The sequence below is a fragment of the Pseudomonas sp. H26/SER47-MNA-CIBAN-0231 genome (genome assembly GCF_040310465.1).
Classification (GTDB): domain Bacteria; phylum Pseudomonadota; class Gammaproteobacteria; order Pseudomonadales; family Pseudomonadaceae; genus Aquipseudomonas; species Aquipseudomonas atacamensis.
In genome coordinates this window covers 1-21,660 of sequence record NZ_JBEOPW010000003.1, presented here as the reverse complement: position 1 = coordinate 21,660, position 21,660 = coordinate 1, and the positions used below count along the sequence as shown (strand labels likewise).

Below are 21,660 nucleotides of genomic sequence, written 5' to 3'. Positions count from 1 at the left end.
GGGAAGTGGTTGCTGCGATCGGACAGAGCATGGGCCGTGCCAACAGGCGGATTTCGCCCCGGCAGGCCGCGGCATCAGCGGCTTGGTTCGGTCTTACTGGTCTGAACAGTCAACTCGGTTTTCGCACTGCGATGGCGCATCGGCAGTGCGCGCCGAACCCCGCTGGGGCACGACTTGCCGGACTCGACGAATAGCTTTACAACTAGCCGCACCTTGGCCCTGACGCGTCCGCACATCATGAATTCGATCTCCCGCGCCGTACCCGAAGTGGCGCTGCAAGCGATCCGCAAACTGATCACCGAACAGGGCTTCGGCGCTGGCGATGCGTTGCCTTCGCAACGGGATCTGGCGCTGCAACTGGGCGTCAGTCGGGCATCGTTGCGTGAAGCGCTGTCGTCGCTCAGTGCACTGGGCGTGGTCAGCATTCAGCCGGGCAAGGGCGTGTTCGTGCAGTCGCCGGTCGAATTGTCGCGCGGCGACAACGCGCCAGGCTGGTCGTTTGCGGCGCAGGCATCACCGCTGGATATCTTTCAATTGCGCTATGCGCTCGAAGGGTTTGCAGCAGGGTTGGCGGCGGTGACGTTGAGCACGTTCGATCTGGATGCGCTGGAAGACAACGTTGCGGCCATGCGCGAGCAATTGAAGCTCGGCGACTTTGAGGCAGCGGCGAAACTCGACTTCGAATTCCACCGACGCATCCTTCTTGCCAGCGGTAATCAGGCGATGCTGAGCATTCTCACCGCCAGCGCCGAGATCTTTCTCGAGAGCCAGAAACTGCCGTTCATCCGCGCCGAGCGCGCCATGGAAACCTGGCAGGAACATCGCAAGATCCTCCGTGCCCTGGCGCGCCGCGCGTCGGGGGCGGCGCAGAAAGCCATGCAGGAACACGTGCGCAACGCCGCCCTGCGTACCGGAATCGCCTTCATCGCTCCCGCCACGGCGTGACTTGAGCTATACCCAAACTCATCAAGGGCCATAGCAACACTCAATCATCTGCGGCTTCCTGAACAAGGGAAGGGCGGCTATGATGGGCCACGTTTTTTTGCTTACAACCTGGAGAATTCCATGAGCAGCGATCTGATCAAACACGTTAGCGACGCTAGCTTCGAAGCCGACGTACTCAAGGCCGAAGGCGCTGTCCTGGTCGACTACTGGGCTGAATGGTGCGGCCCTTGCAAAATGATCGCACCGGTTCTGGACGAGATTGCCGAGACTTACAAAGGCAAGCTGACCGTCGCCAAACTGAACATCGACGAAAACCAGGAAACCCCGGCCAAGCATGGCGTGCGTGGTATCCCGACGCTGATGCTGTTCAAGAACGGCAACGTTGAAGCGACCAAGGTCGGCGCACTGTCGAAGTCGCAACTGGCGGCGTTCCTCGACGCCAACATCTGAGCGTCGCAGTAAAACGCTGAAAAAAAGCCCCGCAAATCGCGGGGCTTTTTGCGTATTCAGGGCTAGACGCTCCGAAACTCAGGTGGTACATTCGGCCCCGCACTGGTTTCTCCAATGCCCCCTGCTAGCCGTCGCCGACGCACTCCTTTTCGAATTAGTTCGCGATCCTGTCGCCTTCTCCGCGGCGCGGCCTCATTAAGCCAAAAGCTTAATTTCCCCCCCTCCATAAATGATTACGTCATTCCTATATGAATCTGACTGAACTCAAGCAAAAGCCGATTACCGAACTGCTCGAATTGGCCGAACAGATGGGCATAGAAAATATGGCCCGTTCGCGCAAGCAGGACGTGATTTTCTCCCTGCTGAAAAAGCACGCGAAAAGCGGCGAGGAAATCTCCGGTGATGGCGTGCTGGAGATTCTCCAGGACGGCTTCGGCTTCCTGCGCTCCGCAGACGCTTCCTACCTCGCCGGCCCTGACGACATCTACGTCTCGCCGAGCCAGATCCGCCGCTTCAACTTGCGCGCCGGTGACACCATCGTTGGCAAGATCCGCCCTCCGAAGGAAGGCGAGCGGTATTTCGCCCTGCTCAAGGTCGACACGATCAACTTCGATCGTCCGGAGAACGCGAAAAACAAGATTCTCTTCGAGAACCTGACGCCGCTGTTCCCGACCGTGCGCATGAAGATGGAAGCCGGCAACGGTTCCACCGAAGATTTGACCGGTCGCGTGATCGACCTGTGCGCACCGATCGGCAAAGGCCAGCGTGGTCTGATCGTCGCACCGCCGAAAGCCGGTAAAACGATCATGCTGCAGAACATCGCAGCGAACATCGCCCGTAACAATCCTGAAGTTCACCTGATCGTGCTGTTGATCGACGAGCGTCCGGAAGAAGTGACCGAAATGCAGCGCACCGTGCGCGGCGAAGTGGTTGCCTCGACCTTCGACGAGCCGCCGACCCGTCACGTGCAGGTTGCTGAAATGGTGATCGAGAAGGCCAAACGCCTGGTCGAACACAAGAAAGATGTGGTGATCCTGCTCGATTCCATCACCCGTCTGGCCCGTGCCTACAACACCGTGATCCCGAGCTCCGGCAAGGTCCTGACCGGTGGTGTCGATGCCCACGCCCTCGAGAAGCCGAAGCGTTTCTTCGGTGCCGCGCGTAACATCGAAGAAGGCGGCTCGCTGACCATTATCGCCACCGCGCTGGTTGAAACCGGCTCGAAGATGGACGAAGTGATCTACGAAGAGTTCAAGGGTACCGGCAACATGGAACTGCCTCTGGATCGCAAGATCGCCGAGAAGCGTGTGTTCCCGGCCATCAACATCAACCGCTCCGGCACCCGCCGCGAAGAGTTGCTGACCGCCGACGACGAACTGCAGCGCATGTGGATTCTGCGCAAGCTGCTGCACCCGATGGACGAAGTGGCCGCCATCGAGTTCCTGGTCGACAAGCTGAAGACGACCAAGACCAACGACGAGTTCTTCTTGTCGATGAAACGCAAGTAATACGCTGGCGTTTCAACAAAGGACGCTCCCGCGAGGGGGCGTTTTTTTTGCCCCGAAAAATCTCGCGCCCATCACGGATATCTGTTGATGGGCCGATTCTGCGGCGTCGGCAGCGCACTCCCGAATTCAAGACCTGCTCCTTACCGGCAGCGCGCGGGCCACAATCGAGCAATGACGGGCTGCTGTTTGCCCCTCAGAGCAGGTAGGATGTACGCCTATTTTGAGGGTGCCATCGTCAATGAAATTCAAGGATCTTCGGGATTTCGTGCAGCAGCTTGAGCAGCGCGGAGAGTTGAAACGCATCCAGATTCCCGTCTCGCCGGTGCTGGAGATGACTGAGGTGTGCGACCGCACGCTGCGGGCCAAAGGCCCGGCACTGTTGTTCGAGAAGCCCACCGGTTACGACATTCCGGTGCTCGGCAACCTGTTCGGCACCCCCGAGCGCGTGGCTATGGGCATGGGCGCCGAGTCGGTCAGCGAGCTGCGCGAGATCGGCAAGCTGCTGGCCTTTCTCAAGGAGCCGGAGCCGCCGAAGGGCTTGAAGGACGCGTGGTCGAAACTGCCGATCTTCCGCAAGATCATTTCGATGGCGCCGAAAGTCGTCAAAGACGCGGTGTGCCAGGAAGTGGTCATCGAAGGCGACGACGTCGATCTGGCGATGTTGCCGGTGCAGACCTGCTGGCCCGGCGACGTCGGCCCGCTGATCACCTGGGGTCTGACGGTCACCAAAGGTCCGAACAAGGAACGCCAGAACCTCGGTATCTACCGCCAGCAAGTGATCGGCCGCAACAAGGTGATCATGCGCTGGCTCAGCCATCGTGGCGGTGCTCTCGATTTTCGCGAGTGGTGCGAGAAGCACGCGGGCCAGCCGTTCCCGGTGTCCGTGGCCCTTGGCGCCGATCCGGCAACGATTCTCGGTGCCGTGACGCCGGTACCTGACAGTCTCTCGGAATATGCTTTCGCAGGGCTCTTGCGCGGTAACCGCACCGAACTGGTCAAGTGCAGGGGCAACGATCTGCAAGTGCCGGCCACCGCCGAAATCATCCTCGAAGGCGTGATCCATCCCGGCGAAATGGCCGACGAAGGCCCGTATGGCGACCACACCGGTTACTACAACGAAGTCGACAGCTTCCCGGTGTTCACCGTCGAGCGCATCACCCACAGGGTCAAACCTATCTATCACAGCACTTACACCGGCCGTCCGCCGGATGAGCCGGCGATTCTCGGCGTGGCGCTGAACGAAGTGTTCGTACCGATTCTGCAGAAGCAGTTCCCGGAGATCACTGACTTCTACCTGCCGCCGGAAGGCTGCTCGTACCGCATGGCTGTGGTGACGATGAAGAAGTCGTATCCGGGGCATGCCAAGCGCGTGATGCTCGGCGTCTGGTCGTTTTTGCGACAGTTCATGTACACCAAGTTCGTTATCGTCACTGACGACGATATCAACGCCCGCGACTGGAACGACGTGATCTGGGCCATCACCACGCGCATGGACCCCAAGCGCGACACGGTGATGATCGACAACACGCCGATCGACTACCTCGACTTCGCTTCGCCGATTTCCGGCCTGGGCTCGAAAATGGGCCTGGATGCCACCCACAAGTGGCCGGGCGAAACCACCCGCGAGTGGGGCCGCGTGATCGTCAAGGACGACGCCGTCACCCAACGGATCGATGCCATCTGGAATCAGTTAGGAATAGATTGATGCGTGTAACCCTGCAGCCTTCCGGAGCCGTGCTCGAGATCCAACCCGGTGAGCGGATTCTCGACGGTGCGCGGCGCCTGGGCTATGACTGCCCGCAAAGCTGCCGCAACGGCAATTGCCACGTGTGTGCAGCGCTGCTGGTCGAGGGCCGCGTCGAGCAGGCCGGCGAAGTCCACGATCATGGCGAGTTCTACACCTGCATCGCCGCACCGCTGGAAGACTGCGTGCTGTTGTGGGATGGCGTGCTCGCACTCGGTGAATTGCCGGTGCGCAGCCTGTCGTGTCAGGTCATCGAGTGCCGCGAGGTCGGCGGCGACACCTGGCGCGTGCGTCTGCGGGCACCAGCAGGCAAGCCGCCGCGCTATCACGCCGGGCAATATTTGATGATCGAGCGTGAGAACGGCGAGAAATCCGCGTTCTCCATGGCTTCGGCGCCCCACGGCGGACGTGATCTGGAAATCCATGTGCTGGCGCGCGAAACCAGTGCGTTGAGCCTGATCGAGCAGCTGCAACGCAACCCGATGGTGCGTGTCGAGTTGCCGTTCGGTGACACACATCTTGCGGAGCTACCCGACGGTCCTCTGGTGTTGATCGCCGCCGGCACCGGCATGGGCCAGATTCACAGTCTGATCGAACATTGCCGAGCCGAAGGCTTCAAGCATCCAGTGCATCTGTATTGGGGCGTACGCCGTCCAGAAGATTTTTATCAGATCGAGCACTGGGACGAATGGCTGAAGCTGCCCAATCTGTTCCTGCACAAAGTGGTCAGCGACCAGTGTGGCTGGGAAGGGCGCTGCGGAATGTTGCACGAGGCGGTTTGCGAAGATTTCCCCGATCTGAAGGCGCTGCACGTCTATGCCAGCGGTTCGCCAGCGATGGTTTACGGCACCTTGGACGCGCTGGTCGAGGCGGGCATGGATGCGCATCAGATGCGCGCCGATGTGTTCGCCTACGCGCCGCGCTCCTGATACTTATAACTTGGCATATAGCCGATTGGTATTTATCTAATTAGGCAAATACCGCTAGGTTATATATCAATCAGGCAATTAAGCAGTGGCACTTAATTTGCCTTAAAACATATGTGCCTTATTGTTACAGCGGTGCGTTCTATTAAGTAATTCTTCACCCGCGGGGAGCTGAACGCTATTCGCCATGAGCGCCATTGAAAACGCAATTCTGAACCTGGCTTACCCTCCACGGCTCGATCTTGGGCCGCAGCTGACGCACGAACAACTTCTCGCTTCCATGCAATCGACCATGGCGCGCCACAAGGGCGGGCCGGTGTGGCTGTTCGCGTATGGTTCGCTGATCTGGCGCCCGGAATGCACGGCAGTCGAGCGCATGCGCGGTCGCGTGCATGGCTACCATCGCGGCTTGTACCTGTGGTCCCACGAGCATCGGGGTACGCCGGAAATGCCCGGCCTGGTGTTCGGTCTGGATCGCGGCGGTTCGTGCAGTGGCTTTGCCTACCGCTTGCCGGAAGACAATCTCGATACCGCGCTGTATGCGCTGTGGAAGCGTGAGATGCCGTTTCCCTCATATCGCCCGCACTGGCTCAATTGCCGGCTCGAAGATGGCACTCAGGTGCAGGCCTTGGGATTCGTTCTGGAGCGTCACCTGCCGAGCTATGCCGGCAACTTGCCGGATCATGTGCTCAGCCAGGTGTTCGCCAGCGCCAGCGGGCGTTACGGCACCACTCGCGATTATGTCGAGCAGACCGCGCACGCCCTGCGCAGCCACGCCATGCCGGATCGAAATCTGGAGGCGCGGCTCAAGCGCTGTAAATCACACAGCGATCAGGCGACCGCTTCACGGCTCTGACTGGCGACTTGCTTGTGCCACAGCGTTGGCGCAAGGAAGGCCATCGCCAGCAGGCAAGCGCCGACCAGCAGCACGAAACCGCCATCCCAGCCGAAGTGGTCAACGGTGTAGCCCATCGCCGCACTGGCCGCGACCGAACCCCCAAGATAACCGAACAGACCGGTGAAGCCCGCTGCGGTACCGGCGGCTTTCTTCGGCGCCAGTTCCAGCGCTTGCAGGCCGATCAGCATCACCGGGCCGTAGATCAGGAAGCCGATCGACAGCAGGGCGATCATGTCGACCATCGGATTGCCGGCCGGATTCAGCCAGTAAACCAGGGTCGCAACAGTCACCAGGGCCATGAACACCATGCCGGTCAAACCACGGTTGCCACGGAAGATCTTGTCTGACATCCAGCCGCACAACAGCGTGCCCGGAATGCCTGCCCACTCGTAGAAGAAATAGGCCCACGAGGTCTTATCCACGGTGAAGCCCTTGGCTTCCTTCAGGTACGTCGGCGCCCAGTCCAGCACGCCGTAGCGCAGCAAGTAGACGAAGACGTTGGCCAGAGCGATGTACCAGAGCATTTTGTTGCGCAGCACGTATTTGACGAAAATTTCCTTGGCGCTGAATTCGTCTTCGTGGCTGGCGTCGTAGCCTTCCGGGTAGTCGTTCTTGTACTGCTCGATTGGCGGCAGGCCGACCGATTGCGGGGTGTCACGCATGGTGATGAAGGCGAACACAGCAACCCCCAATGCGACTGCTGCCGGGACGTAAAACGCCGCATGCCAGTCATTGAACAGGCCCATGCCGATCAGGAACAGCGGGCCGATCAGACCGCCGCCGACGTTATGCGCCACGTTCCACACCGACACCACGCCGCCGCGTTCCTTCTGCGACCACCAGTGCACCATGGTCCGCCCGCTTGGCGGCCAGCCCATGCCCTGCGCCCAGCCGTTGATGAACAGGAGTATGAACATCATCGTCACGCTGGACGTTGCCCACGGCGCGAAACCGAAAATGAACATCACCCCGGCCGAGACCAGCAGACCGAACGGCAGGAAGAAGCGCGGGTTGGAACGGTCGGACACCAGGCCCATGAGGAACTTCGACAGACCGTAAGCAATGGCGATCGCCGACATCGCCAGACCGAGGTCGCCACGGCTGTAGCCTTCGTCGATCAGGTACGGCATGGCCAGGGAGAAGTTCTTGCGCAGCAGGTAGTAACCGGCGTAGCCGATAAAGATACCGGCGAAGATCTGCCAGCGCAGGCGGCGGTAGGTGCTGTCTATTTTTTCTTCAGGCAATGGAGCCTGATGTGCGGCAGGACGAAAGAAAGCAAACATTCAAGAGCTCCAGTTTTCTTGTTTTGACTGCGGATGCGAATGTTACAGTTTCGTTACCGAAAATAGCATCGCTTCACGTCGGCAAAACAGCGGAAATTTGGGCAGATGAACGTTCCTTTATGAACATGTCGCTCTGAGACAAGTACGCGGCGCTGAGGGAATGGTGGCTCGGGTGGGTTTCTGCGGTTTTGCGCATGGGAGAGGTAGACCTCAACGCTAAAGCGATCCGGATGGTTGCTCCGGATCGCTCCATGTCGTTAACGAACCTGAACGACAACCTTGCCCACAGCCTTGCGCTGGCCAAGATCATCGATCGCCTGCGCGGCATTGCTCAGCGGATACACCTGCGACACCAGCGGTTTGAGTTTGCCCTCGGCAAACCAGGCGAACAGCTGCTGGAAGTTGGCTGCGTTGTCCTGGGGCTGGCGTTGGGCAAAAGAACCCCAGAACACGCCGAGTACAGCCGCGCCCTTGAGCAGGGCGAGGTTAACCGGCAGTTCCGGGATGCGTCCGCTGGCGAAGCCGACCACCAGCAGGCGACCGTTCCAGGCGATGGCGCGGATGGCCTGGTCGAACAGGTCGCCGCCGACCGGGTCGTAGATCACGTCGGCGCCCTGGCCGTCGGTGAGGCGTTTGATCTCCTCCTTGAGGCTGGCTTCGCTGTAATTGATCAGCTCATCGGCGCCGGCAGCCTTGGCCACCGCGAGTTTCTCGGCGCTGCTGGCGGCGGCGATCACGCGGGCACCCATGGCTTTGCCAATCTCCACGGCGGCGAGGCCGACGCCGCCCGATGCGCCGAGCACCAGCAGGGTTTCGCCCGGTTGCAGGTTGGCGCGTTGCTTGAGCGCGTGCATCGAGGTGCCGTAGGTCATGCTGAATGCAGCGGCGATGTTGAAATCCATCGACGGCGGAATCGGCAGGACGTTGTAGCCCGGCACCGCCACCTGCTCGGCAAAACTGCCCCAGCCAGTCAGGGCCATGACCCGGTCGCCGACTTTCAGATGGCTGACCTTTTCCCCGACTTCACGCACCACGCCCGCCGCTTCACCGCCCGGCGAAAACGGGAAGGGCGGTTTGAACTGGTACTTGCCCTCGATGATCAGCGTGTCCGGGAAATTGACTCCGGCAGCGTGCACGTCCAGCAGGATTTCATTCTTCTTGGCGACAGGACTGGCGACGTCTTCCAGCACCAGCGATTCGGCAGGGCCGAAGGCTTTGCACAGCACGGCTTTCATCAGGGCTATTCCTTTGGGAGTGATGGCCGATAAGTGTAGGTGTGTGAATCAACGGGTCAACGAGCATGCCCGGCCCTGATAGTCAGCCATAAGCTTGTGCTTGCGCGGCGGGTCGTTATGCTAGGCCGCAAACCGGATAAGGAGCGAATTGTGAAAGCGTGGATCATGTTGTTGCTGGCCCTGTCTCTGCCTGTGGCAGCACTGGCCGAAGAAGCTAAAGAAGGCGAGGCGCCGAAAGTCAATTACATCACCCTGAGCCCGCCGTTCGTCGGCAACTATGGCCTCGACGGCACGCCGAAGCTCAAGGTCTACAAGGCCGATGTTGCCTTGCGCGTAACCGGTGAAGAGGCGACCAAACTGGTCAAGGCTAACGAGCCGCTGATCCGCAATCAGCTGGTGGCGCTGTTCACTCAGCAGACCACCGAGGCGATGGGCAGCATCGAGGGCAAGGAAAAGCTGCGTCAGGAAGCGTTGAAGCAGACCCAGCAGGTCATGAATGACGAGACCGGCAAGCCTGTTGTTGAGGATCTGTTGTTCAACAACCTGATCATTCAGTAAGTCATTCGCTGTCCGGGCAGGCCTCTTCGCGAGCAGGCTCACTCCCACATTGGACTGCATGTTCCTGTGGGAGCGAGCCTGCTCGCGAAAGCTATTTATCAGGCAAAAATGAATCAGGGTTTGAGCGCGATGACTGCCGCCCACTGCTCCGCCGTCACCGGCATCACCGACAACCGCGAGCCCTTGTGCACCAGCGGCAGCTCCGCCAGCGCCGTCTGCTGCTTCAGATAATCGAGCTTCAACACCCGTTTGAACGTCTCGACATGCTCGACATCGATCGCGCTCCAGGCATTTTTTTCTGCAGTAGCCTTCGGATCGAAGTAATGGCTGTCGGGCTCCAGCGCCGTCGGATCGGGATACGCTGCTTCGATAATTTTGCCAATCCCGGCAATCCCCGGCTCGGGGCAGCTGGAATGGTAGAAAAAGAACTCGTCACCAACGGCCATCGCCCGCAGGAAATTGCGCGCCTGATAGTTGCGAACCCCGTCCCAGCGCGCCTTGCCGAGCTTTTCCAGACCCTTGATCGAGAGTTCGTCGGGCTCTGATTTCATCAGCCAGTAGGCCATGTCGTGTGCTCCTGAAGCGGTCATTGGGCAGGTTGTCGGGCAATTTTATGACAAACCGACAGTCGGTTGACGTCAGCGTTTGCGCACAGGTTCACGTTGCCGCAAAATGCCGGCCTTTAAAGCTTGACGCTGCTGCACGGCCTACGAACGGAAACCGCTGCTGTCATCGTGATGATGTGCCTTGAGGGGGGCAATCGATGAAACGCAAACCGGATTTGCTATGGACTTTGGTAATTTTGTTTGGCCTGGGCGTGGTAACCACCGGTTACGCGCAGAGCCTGTGGGTGAACAAGACCGACGCGCCGATTGAAGTGGCGCAACAGGTGCAACAGTCGACCGCTTTCAAACGCTGAACCTGTCTCTTCGACGCCGCTGTTCCATGCGGCGTCTACTCTGCGAAATACCACGCCTTGTCGGTGACCGTGCCTTGTAACGGGACATCCCAGCTCGCCTGCGCCAAACGCTCGACCTTCTGACACTCATGGGCCAGGCCCAGCAGCGTCGGCTTGCGCCAGTTCTTGCGGCGGGCCAGATAGGCGAGGCTGCGATCATAAAATCCGCCGCCCATGCCCAGGCGCCCGCCGACATCGTCAAACCCCACCAGCGGCAACAGCACCAGATCCAGCGCCCAGACCTTGCGTTGCCGAGCCAGATTGGCCCGGGGCTCGAGGATGCGGAAGCGATTGGGCGTGAGCTTTTCGCCGGGGCGGATGCGCTGGAAGACCATTTTCGTTCGTGGCCACGCGCTGAGTACCGGCAGATAAGTCGCCTTGCCGCGACGCTGGGCTTCGCGCAGGAGCAGGCGCGGATCGATTTCACCGTCGGTGGGCAAATACAGAGAGATATGTTTCGCCCGGCGAAAGTGCGGGTCTTGCGCCAATTGCCGGAACAGGCCTTTGGCAGCCCGGCGTTGTTCGCCCGGCGTCAGTGCGCGGCGCGCCTTGCGCAGCAGGCGGCGGAGTTGCGGGCGGGGCAGCAGCGCGGGTTCGGTCATGGTTCGGCTTCGGCAGGTGGATGCAAAAACGTACGCATAAAAAATCCGATGTCGGCATACACCGACATCGGATTCGAATCAGGCTCCCCGGATGAACCGCTGTCAACTCAGCCCTTGAACCCGAAAGTTCAAGGTGGAAGAAGCAGTAGACTTTAAGGCTTTCCGTCTAGCGGACATGCACACCAGCCCAACGTGCAACTTCCAGGGTAGTGCGAATCGGCTCCGGGACATCGTCAACTGGCAAGCACCCCAGGGAGTGCCGCGAGTATACCTCAAGCTGCCAGGCGAATCAGCCCTTGGCAGTGTTCTGATCGTCGGCCAGGACCAGATCGACACGATCGAGCAAGTCGCGCACCTGTTCGCGGGTCGAACCGCTGGCCTGGATGTCCGGGCGCTCTTCTTTGTGCAACAGGTCGTGGGTGATGTTCAGCGCGGCCATCACGGCAATGCGGTCGGCACCGATGACTTTGCCGCTGCTGCGGATCTCGCGCATCTTGCCGTCCAGGTAGCGGGCGGCACTGACCAGATTGCTGCGTTCTTCCGGCGGGCAGATTATCGAATACTCTTTGTCGAGGATCTGCACGGTAACGCTATTGCTTGAACTCATGAGTCTTGCTCCAGGGCCTTGAGGCGCGAAATCATCGATTCGACCTTACGCCGGGCGATTTCGTTTTTTTCAATGAGGTGAGCGCGTTCCTCGCGCCAGGTTTTTTCCTGAGCTAGTAAGAGTGCGTTTTGACTCTTAAGTTGCTCGACTCGGCCAATCAGCAGTTCGAGTCTGGCCATCAGCGCTTGCAGGTCGGTGTCTTCCATTGGGTCCACGTGTTCGTCTGATGGGTGGTAACTGGCGGACAGCCTTTAATGGTCTTGGCGGGGCTGTCGATGTAGGATACAAGGCCTTCATTCTAGACATAGCGCCGTCTGGCGCCTAGCTGCCCATGACCATTGCGAATTCCCCGTACCAAGCCTTTGCCACCCTGCTGACTGCCAGCGGCCACAACGTCTCGCCTGCCGAACTGCACGGCGTGCTGCTCGGGCGCAGTTGCGCCGGGGCCGGCTTCGATCACGAAGGCTGGCTGATCGACGCCGCCGAACTGCTCGAAGGCGACATCCAGGACAACGTCCGCAACGCCCTGATCGGCCTGCAGGAGATGGTCAAAGGCGAGCTGACCGGCGACGACGTCACTGTCGTGCTGCTGCTGCCGACCGACGATGCACCGCTGGCCGACCGCGCTGCCGCACTGGGCGAGTGGTGCCAGGGCTTTCTCAGCGGTTTCGGCCTGAACTGCCGCGACAGCAGCATGCTCAGCACCGAAGCCACCGAAGTGCTGCAGGATTTGGCCGCCATTTCCCAGGTGCAGGACGCGCTGGAAGAATCCGAAGACGGCGAATCCGACTACATGGAAGTCATGGAATACCTGCGCGTCGCGCCGTTGCTGCTGTTCTCGGAAACCAAAAAAGCCGATGTGCCGCCAGCCGCCAAGCCGTCGCTGCATTAATCGCGTGCCAGGGAAAGCCATCTGCCCATGACCCACATCCCCAAAGCGGAATACAGCCGTCGCCGCAAGGCCCTGATGGCGCAGATGGAACCCAACAGCATCGCGATCCTGCCCGCCGCCGCGGTGGCCATCCGCAACCGCGACGTCGAGCACGTCTACCGTCAGGACAGCGACTTCCAGTACCTCAGCGGTTTTCCCGAGCCCCAGGCCGTCATCGTCCTGATGCCCGGCCGCGAGCACGGCGAGTACATCCTCTTCTGCCGTGAACGCAACGCCGAACGCGAATTGTGGGATGGCCTGCGCGCGGGACAGGAAGGCGCGATCCGCGAGTACGGCGCCGACGATGCTTTTCCGATTACTGACATCGACGACATCCTCCCGGGCCTGATCGAAGGCCGCGACCGGGTGTATTCGGCGATGGGCAGCAACCCTGAATTCGATCGGCATTTGATGGACTGGATCAACGTGATCCGCTCCAAGGCGCACCTCGGCGCGCAGCCGCCGAATGAATTCGTTGCCCTGGATCATCTGCTGCACGACATGCGCCTGTATAAATCGGCGGCAGAAGTGAAGGTCATGCGCGAAGCCGCGCGGATTTCGGCGCAAGCGCATATCCGCGCGATGCAGGCCAGTCGTCCGGGGCTGTATGAATACAGCCTCGAAGCCGAACTGGATTACGAATTCCGCAAGGGCGGGGCGAAGATGCCGGCCTACGGTTCGATCGTCGCCGCCGGGCGCAACAGCTGCATCCTGCATTACCAGCAGAATGACGCGTTGCTCAAGGACGGCGATCTGGTGTTGATCGACGCCGGTTGCGAGATCGACTGCTACGCCAGCGACATCACCCGCACGTGGCCGGTGAATGGCAAGTTCTCGGCGGAGCAGAAGGCGATCTACGAGTTGGTGCTGGCTTCGCAGGAAGCGGCATTCGCCGAGATCGCCCCCAATAAGCACTGGAATCAGGCGCACGAAGCCACGGTGCGGGTGATCACCGCAGGTCTGGTCAAGCTTGGCTTGTTGCAGGGCGAGGTTGACGAGTTGATCGCCAGCGAAGCCTACAAGGCCTTTTATATGCACCGCGCTGGCCACTGGCTGGGTATGGACGTGCATGACGTCGGCGAGTACAAGGTCGGCGGCGAATGGCGCGTGCTGGAGGTCGGCATGGCGCTGACCGTGGAGCCGGGCATCTACATCGCGGCGGACAATCAGAACGTGGCGAAGAAATGGCGCGGCATTGGCGTGCGCATCGAGGATGACGTGGTCGTGACCCGATCCGGTTGTGAAATCCTCACCAGCGGCGTGCCGAAAACCGTCGCCGAGATCGAAGCGCTGATGGCCCAAGCAAGGACACACGCAGCATGAGTCGAGTCAATCTGGCAATCATCGGTGGCGGTCTGGTCGGCGCCAGTCTGGCGTTGGCGTTGCAGGCCGGCGCCAAGGCGCAGGGCTGGAAGATCGTCCTGATCGAACCGTTCGCCCCCGGCGACAGCTGGCAACCGAGCTACGACGCCCGCTCCTCAGCCCTTTCGTTCGGCTCGCGGCAGATTTATCAGCGCCTGGGGGTGTGGCAGGAAATTTCCCGCCGCGCCGAGCCGATCAAACAGATTCACGTCTCCGACCGTGGCCGCTTCTCCACCGCGCGCTTGTCGGCGATGGAAGAGGGTGTGCCAGCGCTCGGTTACGTGGTGGAAAACGCCTGGCTCGGCCAGTGCCTGTGGCAGCACCTCGACAAAGACGTGATCACGTGGCGCTGCCCGGCGGAAGTCACGCGCATGGAGCCGTTGGCCGATGGCTACCGCCTGACCCTCAACGATGAAACCACGCTGGAATGCGACCTCGCGGTGCTCGCCGATGGCGGCCGTTCCGGGCTGCGCGAACAGTTGGGCATCAACGTGCGCACGCGCCCTTACAACCAGAGCGCACTGATCGCCAACATCACCCCGAGTGAAGCGCACAACGGCATGGCCTTCGAGCGCTTTACCGATGAGGGGCCGATGGCCCTGCTGCCGCTGCCGGACAATCGCTGCGCATTGGTGTGGACGCGGCTGGGCATGGACGCGCAGCGTCTGACCGAGTTGAGCGAGCGTGATTTTCTCAGCGAGCTGCAAGGCGTGTTCGGTTACCGCCTCGGCACTTTGAAACAGGTCGGCGCACGGCATCTTTATCCGCTGTCACTGATCGAAGCTGAAGAACAGGTGCGCTCGCATCTGGCCGTGCTCGGCAACGCCGCACACAGCCTGCACCCGATCGCCGGCCAGGGCTTCAACCTTTCGCTGCGTGACGCCGATGCCTTGGCTGCCGCGCTGCTGGCCAGCGACAAGCCGCTGGGCGACTTCGCCACGTTGCAGGCCTATCGCGAACGGCAGCGCCTCGATCAGGACCTGACGGTGGGCTTCTCCGATCAGGTCACGCGCCTGTTCGGCAGCACCCAGCCGCTGGTGTCGCTGGGGCGCAATCTCGGCCTGCTCGGCCTCGACCTGCTGCCGCCAGCCAAACGCTGGTTCGCCCGGCAGGCGATGGGCCTGGGAACCCGTCCGGATGCTTGAGTGGCTGAGCAAAAAATTCGGCAAGGCACGATTGATGCGCTGGGTAATGACCTTCTACCCGCCGTATCTCGGCGCCGGAGTGCGCGTTCGGCACATCAGTGACGACTTTCGCGATGTGCAGGTGTCCATGGGTTTGGGCTGGTACAACCGCAACTACGTCGGCACCCAGTTTGGCGGCAGTCTGTATTCGATGGTCGACCCGTTCTTCATGTTGATGCTCATGGAAAACCTCGGTCCGAAGTACATCGTCTGGGACAAGGCCGCCGACATCGATTTCATTGCGCCGGGCAAAGGCCCGGTGTTCGCCCGGTTCAACATCGACCAGACTCTGCTCGACGAGATCCGCCGGCAGACCGCCAACGGCGATAAATACCTGCCGCAGTTGCAGGTCGACATTCATGACGGCGCCGGCAACCTCGTGGCGCGGGTCGGTAAAACCCTTTACGTGCGGCTCAAGCCGCAAGCGAGACAGGCCTAAAGCATGGAAATGCGCGCAGATCTGCTGATTGTCGGAGCCGGAATGGTCGGCAGCGCCCTGGCGCTGGCGTTACAGGACAGTGGGCTGGAAGTGCTGTTGCTCGACGGTAGCCCGCTGAGTGTCAAACCCTTCGCTGCCGACGCTGCGTTCGAACCGCGCGTCAGCGCATTGTCCGCGGCGAGCCAGCGCATTCTCGAACGCCTTGGCGTCTGGGACGGCATCGCCCAGCGGCGCAGCAGCCCGTACACCGACATGCACGTGTGGGACGGCAGCGGCACCGGGCAGATTCATTTCTCGGCAAGCAGTGTGCATGCCGATGTGCTCGGCCACATCGTCGAAAACCGCGTTGTACAGCAGGCCTTGCTTGAGCGTTTGCATGACTGCGACCTGGGCATGCTGGCCAATGCGCGGCTGGAGCAGATGCGTCGTTCCGGCGATGACTGGCTGCTGACCCTGGCCGATGGCCGCACCTTGCGCGCACCGCTGGTGATCGCGGCGGACGGCGCCAATTCAGCGGTGCGCCGTCTCACTGGGGTGGCGACTCGCGAGTGGGATTATCTGCATCACGCCATCGTCACCAGCGTGCGCTGCAGCCAGCCGCACCGCAAAACCGCGTGGCAGCGCTTTACCGATCACGGGCCATTGGCGTTTCTGCCGCTGGAACGTGATGGTCAGCAGGACTGGTGCTCGATCGTCTGGTCGACCACACCGGCTGAAGCCGAGCGCTTGATGGCGCTGGAAGAGATTGCGTTTTGCGCTGAGCTGGAGCGCGCGTTCGAAGGGTGCCTCGGTGAAGTGATCAGCGCCGACCCGCGTCTGTGCGTGCCGCTGCGTCAGCGTCACGCCAAACGTTATGTTGCCGAAGGCCTGGCGTTGATCGGTGATGCGGCGCACACCATTCACCCCTTGGCCGGGCAGGGTGTGAACCTTGGTTTCCTCGATGCAGCGGTGCTGGCGGAAGTGTTGCTGCAAGCGCATGAGCGCGGTGAGCGACTGGCAGACGTGAAGGTGCTGAGCCGCTACGAGCGTCGGCGTATGCCGCACAATTTGGCGCTGATGGCGGCGATGGAGGGCTTCGAGCGGTTGTTCCAGGCCGACCCGCTGCCACTGCGCTGGTTGCGCAATGCCGGGTTGAAACTGGTCGAGCAGATGCCCGAGGCGAAGGCGTTGTTTGTGCGCGAGGCGCTGGGGCTGACCGGTGATCTTCCAGCTCTGGCAAAGCCCTGACCGCCTCATTGAGGCTGATGCCCCTTCGCGAGCAGGCTCGCTCCCACAGTTGAGATGCATTCCAATGTGGGAGCGAGCCTGCTCGCGAAAGCGTCCGCCCACTTACCGCAGTTTTGAGTCGTGCAACATCTGGTAACGCCTTCCCCCAGTGTTCGATTGTGGTGGTAAATGTGAGTCCTTATCATTTGGCCCACCTTTCCCGACCGTGAGACCACTCCCATGTTGGCACCCAAGCGTCTTCTGACCGCACTGGCCTTGACCCTGATCGGCAGCACCACTGCCCAGGCCGCCGATGAGGTGGTGGTTTACTCGTCGCGTATCGATGAGCTGATCAAACCGGTATTCGATGCCTACACCGCCAAGACCGGGGTGAAGATCAAGTTCATCACCGACAAGGAAGCGCCGCTGATGCAGCGCATCAAGGCCGAAGGTGAAAACGCCACCGCCGATCTGCTGCTCACCGTCGATGCCGGCAACCTTTGGCAGGCCGAGCAGATGGGCATCCTTCAGCCGTTCACTTCGAAAACCATCGACGCCAACATCCCCCTGCAATATCGCTCGTCCACCCACGCCTGGACCGGCCTGAGCCTGCGCGCGCGGACCATCGCCTATTCCACCGAGCGGGTGAAGCCGGGTGAACTGACCACCTATGAAGCGCTGGCCGACAAGAATTGGGAAGGCCGCCTGTGCCTGCGCACGGCGAAGAAGGTCTACAACCAGTCGCTGACTGCGACCATGATCGAAGTCCACGGCGCCGAGAAGACCGAGAAAATCCTCAAGGGCTGGGTCAACAACCTGTCCACTGACGTGTTCTCCGATGACGTTGCAGTGCTGGAAGCGATCAACGCCGGGCAGTGCGACGTCGGCATCGTCAACACCTACTACTACGGTCGCCTGCACAAGCAAAAGCCTGAACTGCCGGTGAAGCTGTTCTGGCCGAATCAGGCCGATCGTGGTGTGCATGTGAACCTGTCGGGCATCGGCCTGACCAAACATGCACCGCACCCGGAAGCGGCCAAGGCTCTGGTTGAATGGATGACCACGCCTGAGGCACAGAAGATTTTTGCCGACGTGAACCAGGAATTCCCGGCCAACCCGGCGGTGGCGCCCTCGGAAGAAGTGGCGGCGTGGGGCAAGTTCATTGCTGATACCTTGCCGGTAGAAGTGGCGGGCAAACGTCAGGCCGAGGCGATCCGGATGATGGATCGGGCGGGGTGGAACTGAGGCGTTTCGTGTAACTGTTGATCGTTCCCACGCTCCGCGTGGGAATGCAGCCCTCGACGCTCTGCGTCGTGCCGCTGAAAGCGTGACGCGGAGCGTCACAGGATGTGTGCCCACGCAGAGCGTGGGCACAATCATTTGAACGAGATTGTTTCCTTGGCCTACCCCGCCCAACGCCGCTGGTACCCCATCGTCTTCGCCATCGCCGCGCTGGTGTTGTTGCCGCTGAGCGTGCTGCTGCTGTCGTGGCAGACCATCGATCAGCAGATCTGGTCGCACCTGTGGCAAACCCAGATGCCGCGTCTGCTCGGCAATACCCTGACGCTGATCCTCGGCGTCGGTGTCGGCGTGACTCTGCTGGGTGTCAGCCTGGCGTGGCTGACCAGCCTCTGTGAATTCCCCGGTCGGCGCTGGCTCGACTGGGCGCTGATGCTGCCCTTCGCCATCCCTGCCTATGTACTGGCGTTCGTCTTCGTCGGCCTGCTCGATTTCGCCGGCCCCGTGCAGTCCCTGTTGCGCGAATGGTTCGGCACCGGCCTGCGCCTGCCTCGGGTACGGTCCACCGGCGGGGTGATCGTGGTGCTGGTGCTGGTGTTTTATCCCTACGTTTATCTGCTGGCGCGCACCGCGTTTCTGGCTCAGGGCAAAGGCCTGATGGAAGCGGCGCGGGTGCTCGGGCAGTCGCCGTGGCAGGCGTTCTGGCGGGTTGCGCTGCCGATGGCGCGTCCGGCGATTGGCGCGGGCGTGGCGCTGGCGCTGATGGAAACCCTGGCCGATTTTGGCGCGGTCTCGGTGTTCAACTTCGACACCTTCACCACGGCAATCTACAAGACCTGGTACGGCTTCTTCAGCCTGCCCAGCGCCGCGCAACTGGCCAGTCTGTTGCTGCTGGTGGTGATGCTGGTGCTGTACGGTGAACGCCGTGCACGCGGGGCGAATCGAGCCGCCAACGAGCGGCCACGGGTGAAAGCGCTTTATCACCTGCGGGGAATCAAGGCCTTCGCGGCGACGGGCTGGTGTGCATTGGTGTTCGCCTGCGCCTTCGTCATCCCGGTGCTGCAACTGATCGTGTGGTTCTGGCAGCGTGGACGCTTCGATCTGGACGAGCGCTACGCCGGACTGATTCTGCACACGCTGTACCTGGGTGCCATGGCGGCGCTGATCACCGTCAGCGTTGCGCTGTTGCTGGCGTTTGCCCGGCGCCTGGCACCGACCCAAGCGATCAACTCCGGGGTTGGTCTGGCCAATCTCGGCTACGCGTTGCCCGGTTCGGTGCTGGCGGTGTCGATCATGCTCGCCTTCAGTTATCTGGATCGTGAACTGGTGATTCCGCTCTCCGCCTGGCTCGGTGGTGCCGGCAAACCGTTGCTGCTCGGCAGCCTCGCGGCGTTGCTGATGGCTTATCTGGTGCGCTTCATTGCCGTCGCCTATGGGCCTCTGGAAAGCAGTCTGGCGCGTATACGGCCATCTTTGCCCGAAGCGGCACGTAGCCTGGGTGTCAGTGGGCCGCGACTGTTTTTCAAAGTGTATCTGCCGCTGCTGCTGCCCGGCACCTTGAGCGCCGCGTTGCTGGTGTTCGTCGATGTGCTCAAGGAAATGCCTGCGACCCTGCTGATGCGCCCGTTTGGCTGGGACACGCTGGCGGTGCGCATCTTTGAAATGACCAGTGAAGGCGAATGGGCGCGCGCCTCATTGCCGGCATTGACCCTGGTGCTGGTCGGGTTGTTGCCGGTGATCGGATTGATTCGACGTTCGGCGCACCGAAACACTTAGTCGTCAGTCCTACATCATGCGGCTACAATGCGCGGCATTCGGTGCGGTTCGTCTGACAGACCCGTGCGCTGGGATCGGCTGCAAGCCTTATTCATCAAGGCTTTCCGCCGTATAGCGGCGGTCCGCACCCTCGCCACGCCCGGAAGGAGAAACCCATGGGACAGCGTACGCCTCTGTATGACCTGCACCTCGCGCTCGGCGCGAAGATGGTCGATTTTGGCGGTTGGGACATGCCACTGCATTACGGCTCGCAGGTCGAGGAGCACCACGAAGTGCGCCGCGATTGCGGGGTGTTCGATGTTTCCCATATGACCGTGATCGATGTCACCGGCGCCCAGGCCAAGGCCTGGCTCCAGCATCTGCTGGCCAACGACGTCGAACGTCTGCACCGCCCCGGCCGGGCGTTGTACAGCACCATGCTCAACGAGCGCGGCGGCATCGTCGACGACATGATCGTCTATCGCCTCGACGACGCGTACCGGCTGGTGTTCAACGCCTCGACCCGCGATCAGGATCTGGCCTGGATGAACGCCCAGCTCGGCGCCTACGACGTGCAACTGCACGAGCGCGCCGAGCTGGCGATGCTCGCCATCCAGGGCCCGCAGGCCCGGCACAAGATTGCCGAACTGGTGACCCAGTCGCGCGCCACGCTGATCCAGCAACTCAAACCTTTCGAAGGCGCCATCGACGGCGACTGGTTCATCGCGCGTACCGGTTACACCGGCGAGGATGGCCTGGAAATCTGCCTGCCGGCCAATCAGGCGCCGGGTTTCTTCAACGATCTGGTCGGTGCGGGTATTTCGCCGATCGGTCTCGGTGCTCGCGACACCTTGCGTGTCGAGGCCGGAATGAACCTGTACGGTCAGGACATTCATCAGGACGTTTCACCGCTGGCCTCGAACATGGCCTGGAGCATCGCCTGGGAGCCGGCCTCGCGGCAGTTCATCGGCCGTGCGGCGCTGGAGGCGGAAAAAGCCGCCGGTGTGGCGCACAAACTGGTCGGTCTGGTACTGGAAGAGCGCGGCGTTTTGCGCGCTCACCAGGTGGTTCGCATCGCCGATGTTGGCGAAGGGGAGATCACCAGTGGTAGTTTCTCTCCTACGCTGAGCAAATCGATTGCCCTTGCGCGTGTACCGATGGCAACCGCCGACCGCGCCGAAGTGGAAATCCGTGGCAAGTGGTATCCGGTGCGAGTGGTCAAACCGACCTTCGTACGCCATGGCAAAACCTTGATCTAACCTTTTCTGGCGGGTATGACCGCTGACCAATTTCCGAGGAACCGAAGATGAGCGATATCCCTGCCGAACTGCGTTTTGCCGAAAGTCATGAATGGGCGCGTCTGGAAACCGACGGCACCGTCACCGTGGGCATCAGCGATCACGCGCAGGAAGCGCTGGGCGACGTGGTGTTCGTCGAACTGACCGAAGTCGGCAAGGTGTTCGCCGCCGGTGATCAATCCGGCGTGGTCGAATCGGTGAAAGCCGCCTCCGACATCTACGCCCCGGTCAGTGGCGAAGTCATCGCGATCAACGAAGACCTGAGCGGCTCGCCCGAGCTGTTGAACTCCGACCCGTACGGCGCGTGGATCTTCAAGCTCAAGCCAAGCGACAAGGCCGAGCTGGACAAGCTGCTGGATGCTGCGGCTTACAAGGCTGCCATCGGCGAGTAAGTCGCCGGCAACACGCAAAGCCCCGATTCGTCGGGGCTTTTTTATGGGTGACGAGTATCCCCTTGTGGGAGATTCTATGGTTCATGCCTAGCCCCTAAACGCCTTTGGGTGAGTATTCGCTCTGGTTTTTCAATAGAGCA

At 61.1% G+C, this 21,660-nt stretch carries 23 protein-coding genes and 1 other RNA gene; 17 read left to right on the top strand and 7 right to left on the bottom strand.

The features are described from left to right. Positions 1-237: 237 nt before the first annotated feature. The 6 genes from AAEZ10_RS05420 to AAEZ10_RS05395 all read left to right on the top strand — a co-directional run bounded on the left by AAEZ10_RS05420 (position 238) and on the right by AAEZ10_RS05395 (position 6,429). A complete protein-coding gene (locus AAEZ10_RS05420; RefSeq protein WP_073471078.1) occupies positions 238-945 on the top strand; it encodes a FadR/GntR family transcriptional regulator in 708 nt (235 codons plus the stop codon). Between the two features lie 120 nt (positions 946-1,065). Beyond that, positions 1,066-1,395 (top strand): thioredoxin TrxA, encoded by a 330-nt coding sequence (gene trxA / locus AAEZ10_RS05415; protein ID WP_003206727.1) that lies wholly within the window; start codon positions 1,066-1,068, stop codon positions 1,393-1,395. A 248-nt stretch (positions 1,396-1,643) separates the two neighbouring features. Further along, complete coding sequence (gene rho / locus AAEZ10_RS05410; protein WP_350568290.1) at positions 1,644-2,903, top strand: transcription termination factor Rho; 1,260 nt, start codon at positions 1,644-1,646, stop codon at positions 2,901-2,903. A gap of 238 nt (positions 2,904-3,141) precedes the next feature. Then, positions 3,142-4,608, top strand: a complete 1,467-nt coding sequence (gene ubiD / locus AAEZ10_RS05405) for a 4-hydroxy-3-polyprenylbenzoate decarboxylase (RefSeq protein ID WP_350568287.1) — start codon at positions 3,142-3,144, stop codon at positions 4,606-4,608. Continuing rightward, positions 4,608-5,576 carry a CDP-6-deoxy-delta-3,4-glucoseen reductase gene (locus AAEZ10_RS05400; RefSeq protein ID WP_350568284.1) on the top strand — a complete coding sequence of 323 codons (969 nt, stop codon included), beginning with the start codon at positions 4,608-4,610 and terminating at the stop codon, positions 5,574-5,576. Before ubiD ends, AAEZ10_RS05400 begins: the two co-directional genes overlap by 1 nt. A gap of 184 nt (positions 5,577-5,760) precedes the next feature. Further along, positions 5,761-6,429: a gamma-glutamylcyclotransferase gene (locus tag AAEZ10_RS05395; RefSeq protein ID WP_024014748.1), complete on the top strand. Its 669-nt coding sequence runs from the start codon at positions 5,761-5,763 to the stop codon at positions 6,427-6,429. Here the strand turns inward: AAEZ10_RS05395 and glpT are convergent. Both glpT and AAEZ10_RS05385 read right to left on the bottom strand, forming a co-directional pair. After that, positions 6,405-7,754, bottom strand: coding sequence for a glycerol-3-phosphate transporter (gene glpT / locus AAEZ10_RS05390; protein ID WP_024014747.1), 1,350 nt, complete (start codon positions 7,752-7,754; stop codon positions 6,405-6,407). The two genes, AAEZ10_RS05395 and glpT, sit on opposite strands and share 25 nt — an antisense overlap. Positions 7,755-8,011: 257 nt before the next feature. Next, a complete protein-coding gene (locus AAEZ10_RS05385) occupies positions 8,012-8,989 on the bottom strand; it encodes an NADPH:quinone oxidoreductase family protein (protein WP_056791691.1) in 978 nt (325 codons plus the stop codon). 150 nt (positions 8,990-9,139) lie between these two features. Here AAEZ10_RS05385 and AAEZ10_RS05380 point away from each other — a divergent pair, with 150 nt between their 5' ends. After that, entirely contained in the window at positions 9,140-9,547 is a 408-nt protein-coding gene (locus tag AAEZ10_RS05380) for a flagellar basal body-associated protein FliL (protein WP_027610485.1), read from the top strand. Between the two features lie 113 nt (positions 9,548-9,660). Here the strand turns inward: AAEZ10_RS05380 and AAEZ10_RS05375 are convergent, their stop codons facing one another. Next, positions 9,661-10,113, bottom strand: a complete 453-nt coding sequence (locus AAEZ10_RS05375) for an EVE domain-containing protein (protein WP_110644474.1) — start codon at positions 10,111-10,113, stop codon at positions 9,661-9,663. A 197-nt stretch (positions 10,114-10,310) separates the two neighbouring features. Here AAEZ10_RS05375 and AAEZ10_RS05370 point away from each other — a divergent pair, with 197 nt between their 5' ends. After that, positions 10,311-10,466, top strand: a complete 156-nt coding sequence (locus AAEZ10_RS05370; protein ID WP_350568278.1) for a hypothetical protein — start codon at positions 10,311-10,313, stop codon at positions 10,464-10,466. A gap of 35 nt (positions 10,467-10,501) precedes the next feature. On the opposite strand, the gene AAEZ10_RS05365 is transcribed toward AAEZ10_RS05370, so the two are convergent. The 4 genes from AAEZ10_RS05365 to AAEZ10_RS05350 all read right to left on the bottom strand — a co-directional run bounded on the left by AAEZ10_RS05365 (position 10,502) and on the right by AAEZ10_RS05350 (position 11,920). Then, positions 10,502-11,107: a 5-formyltetrahydrofolate cyclo-ligase gene (locus AAEZ10_RS05365; protein ID WP_016772631.1), complete on the bottom strand. Its 606-nt coding sequence runs from the start codon at positions 11,105-11,107 to the stop codon at positions 10,502-10,504. Positions 11,108-11,187: 80 nt separating this feature from the next. Further along, positions 11,188-11,366: non-coding RNA, 6S RNA (ssrS, locus tag AAEZ10_RS05360), on the bottom strand. 30 nt (positions 11,367-11,396) lie between these two features. Further along, complete coding sequence (locus AAEZ10_RS05355; RefSeq protein ID WP_016772632.1) at positions 11,397-11,714, bottom strand: cell division protein ZapA; 318 nt, start codon at positions 11,712-11,714, stop codon at positions 11,397-11,399. After that, positions 11,711-11,920 carry a TIGR02449 family protein gene (locus tag AAEZ10_RS05350; RefSeq protein ID WP_007911197.1) on the bottom strand — a complete coding sequence of 70 codons (210 nt, stop codon included), beginning with the start codon at positions 11,918-11,920 and terminating at the stop codon, positions 11,711-11,713. Before AAEZ10_RS05350 ends, AAEZ10_RS05355 begins: the two co-directional genes overlap by 4 nt. A 125-nt stretch (positions 11,921-12,045) precedes the next feature. Here AAEZ10_RS05350 and AAEZ10_RS05345 point away from each other — a divergent pair, with 125 nt between their 5' ends. The 9 genes from AAEZ10_RS05345 to gcvH all read left to right on the top strand — a co-directional run bounded on the left by AAEZ10_RS05345 (position 12,046) and on the right by gcvH (position 21,520). Beyond that, positions 12,046-12,606 (top strand): YecA/YgfB family protein, encoded by a 561-nt coding sequence (locus AAEZ10_RS05345; RefSeq protein ID WP_016772633.1) that lies wholly within the window; start codon positions 12,046-12,048, stop codon positions 12,604-12,606. 27 nt (positions 12,607-12,633) lie between these two features. Next, positions 12,634-13,968: a Xaa-Pro aminopeptidase gene (gene pepP / locus AAEZ10_RS05340; protein ID WP_350568273.1), complete on the top strand. Its 1,335-nt coding sequence runs from the start codon at positions 12,634-12,636 to the stop codon at positions 13,966-13,968. Continuing rightward, a complete protein-coding gene (gene ubiH / locus AAEZ10_RS05335) occupies positions 13,965-15,152 on the top strand; it encodes a 2-octaprenyl-6-methoxyphenyl hydroxylase (protein ID WP_136493157.1) in 1,188 nt (395 codons plus the stop codon). The genes pepP and ubiH overlap by 4 nt, the downstream gene beginning before the upstream one ends. Further along, on the top strand, positions 15,145-15,630 hold the full coding sequence (locus AAEZ10_RS05330; protein WP_122880324.1) for a DUF4442 domain-containing protein: 486 nt from the start codon (positions 15,145-15,147) through the stop codon (positions 15,628-15,630). Before ubiH ends, AAEZ10_RS05330 begins: the two co-directional genes overlap by 8 nt. 9 nt (positions 15,631-15,639) lie before the next feature. Next, on the top strand, positions 15,640-16,857 hold the full coding sequence (locus AAEZ10_RS05325) for a 2-octaprenyl-3-methyl-6-methoxy-1,4-benzoquinol hydroxylase (RefSeq protein WP_350568613.1): 1,218 nt from the start codon (positions 15,640-15,642) through the stop codon (positions 16,855-16,857). A 219-nt stretch (positions 16,858-17,076) separates the two neighbouring features. Further along, positions 17,077-18,081 (top strand): extracellular solute-binding protein, encoded by a 1,005-nt coding sequence (locus AAEZ10_RS05320; protein ID WP_016772637.1) that lies wholly within the window; start codon positions 17,077-17,079, stop codon positions 18,079-18,081. A gap of 153 nt (positions 18,082-18,234) precedes the next feature. Beyond that, positions 18,235-19,851 carry an ABC transporter permease gene (locus AAEZ10_RS05315; RefSeq protein WP_350568268.1) on the top strand — a complete coding sequence of 539 codons (1,617 nt, stop codon included), beginning with the start codon at positions 18,235-18,237 and terminating at the stop codon, positions 19,849-19,851. A gap of 155 nt (positions 19,852-20,006) precedes the next feature. After that, positions 20,007-21,089: a glycine cleavage system aminomethyltransferase GcvT gene (gene gcvT / locus AAEZ10_RS05310; RefSeq protein WP_071172161.1), complete on the top strand. Its 1,083-nt coding sequence runs from the start codon at positions 20,007-20,009 to the stop codon at positions 21,087-21,089. Positions 21,090-21,136: 47 nt separating this feature from the next. Then, the gene (gcvH, locus tag AAEZ10_RS05305) at positions 21,137-21,520 is read left to right on the top strand and encodes a glycine cleavage system protein GcvH (RefSeq protein WP_073470982.1); all 384 of its coding nucleotides are present in this window, start codon (positions 21,137-21,139) and stop codon (positions 21,518-21,520) included. The last annotated feature ends 140 nt before the right edge of the window (positions 21,521-21,660 follow it).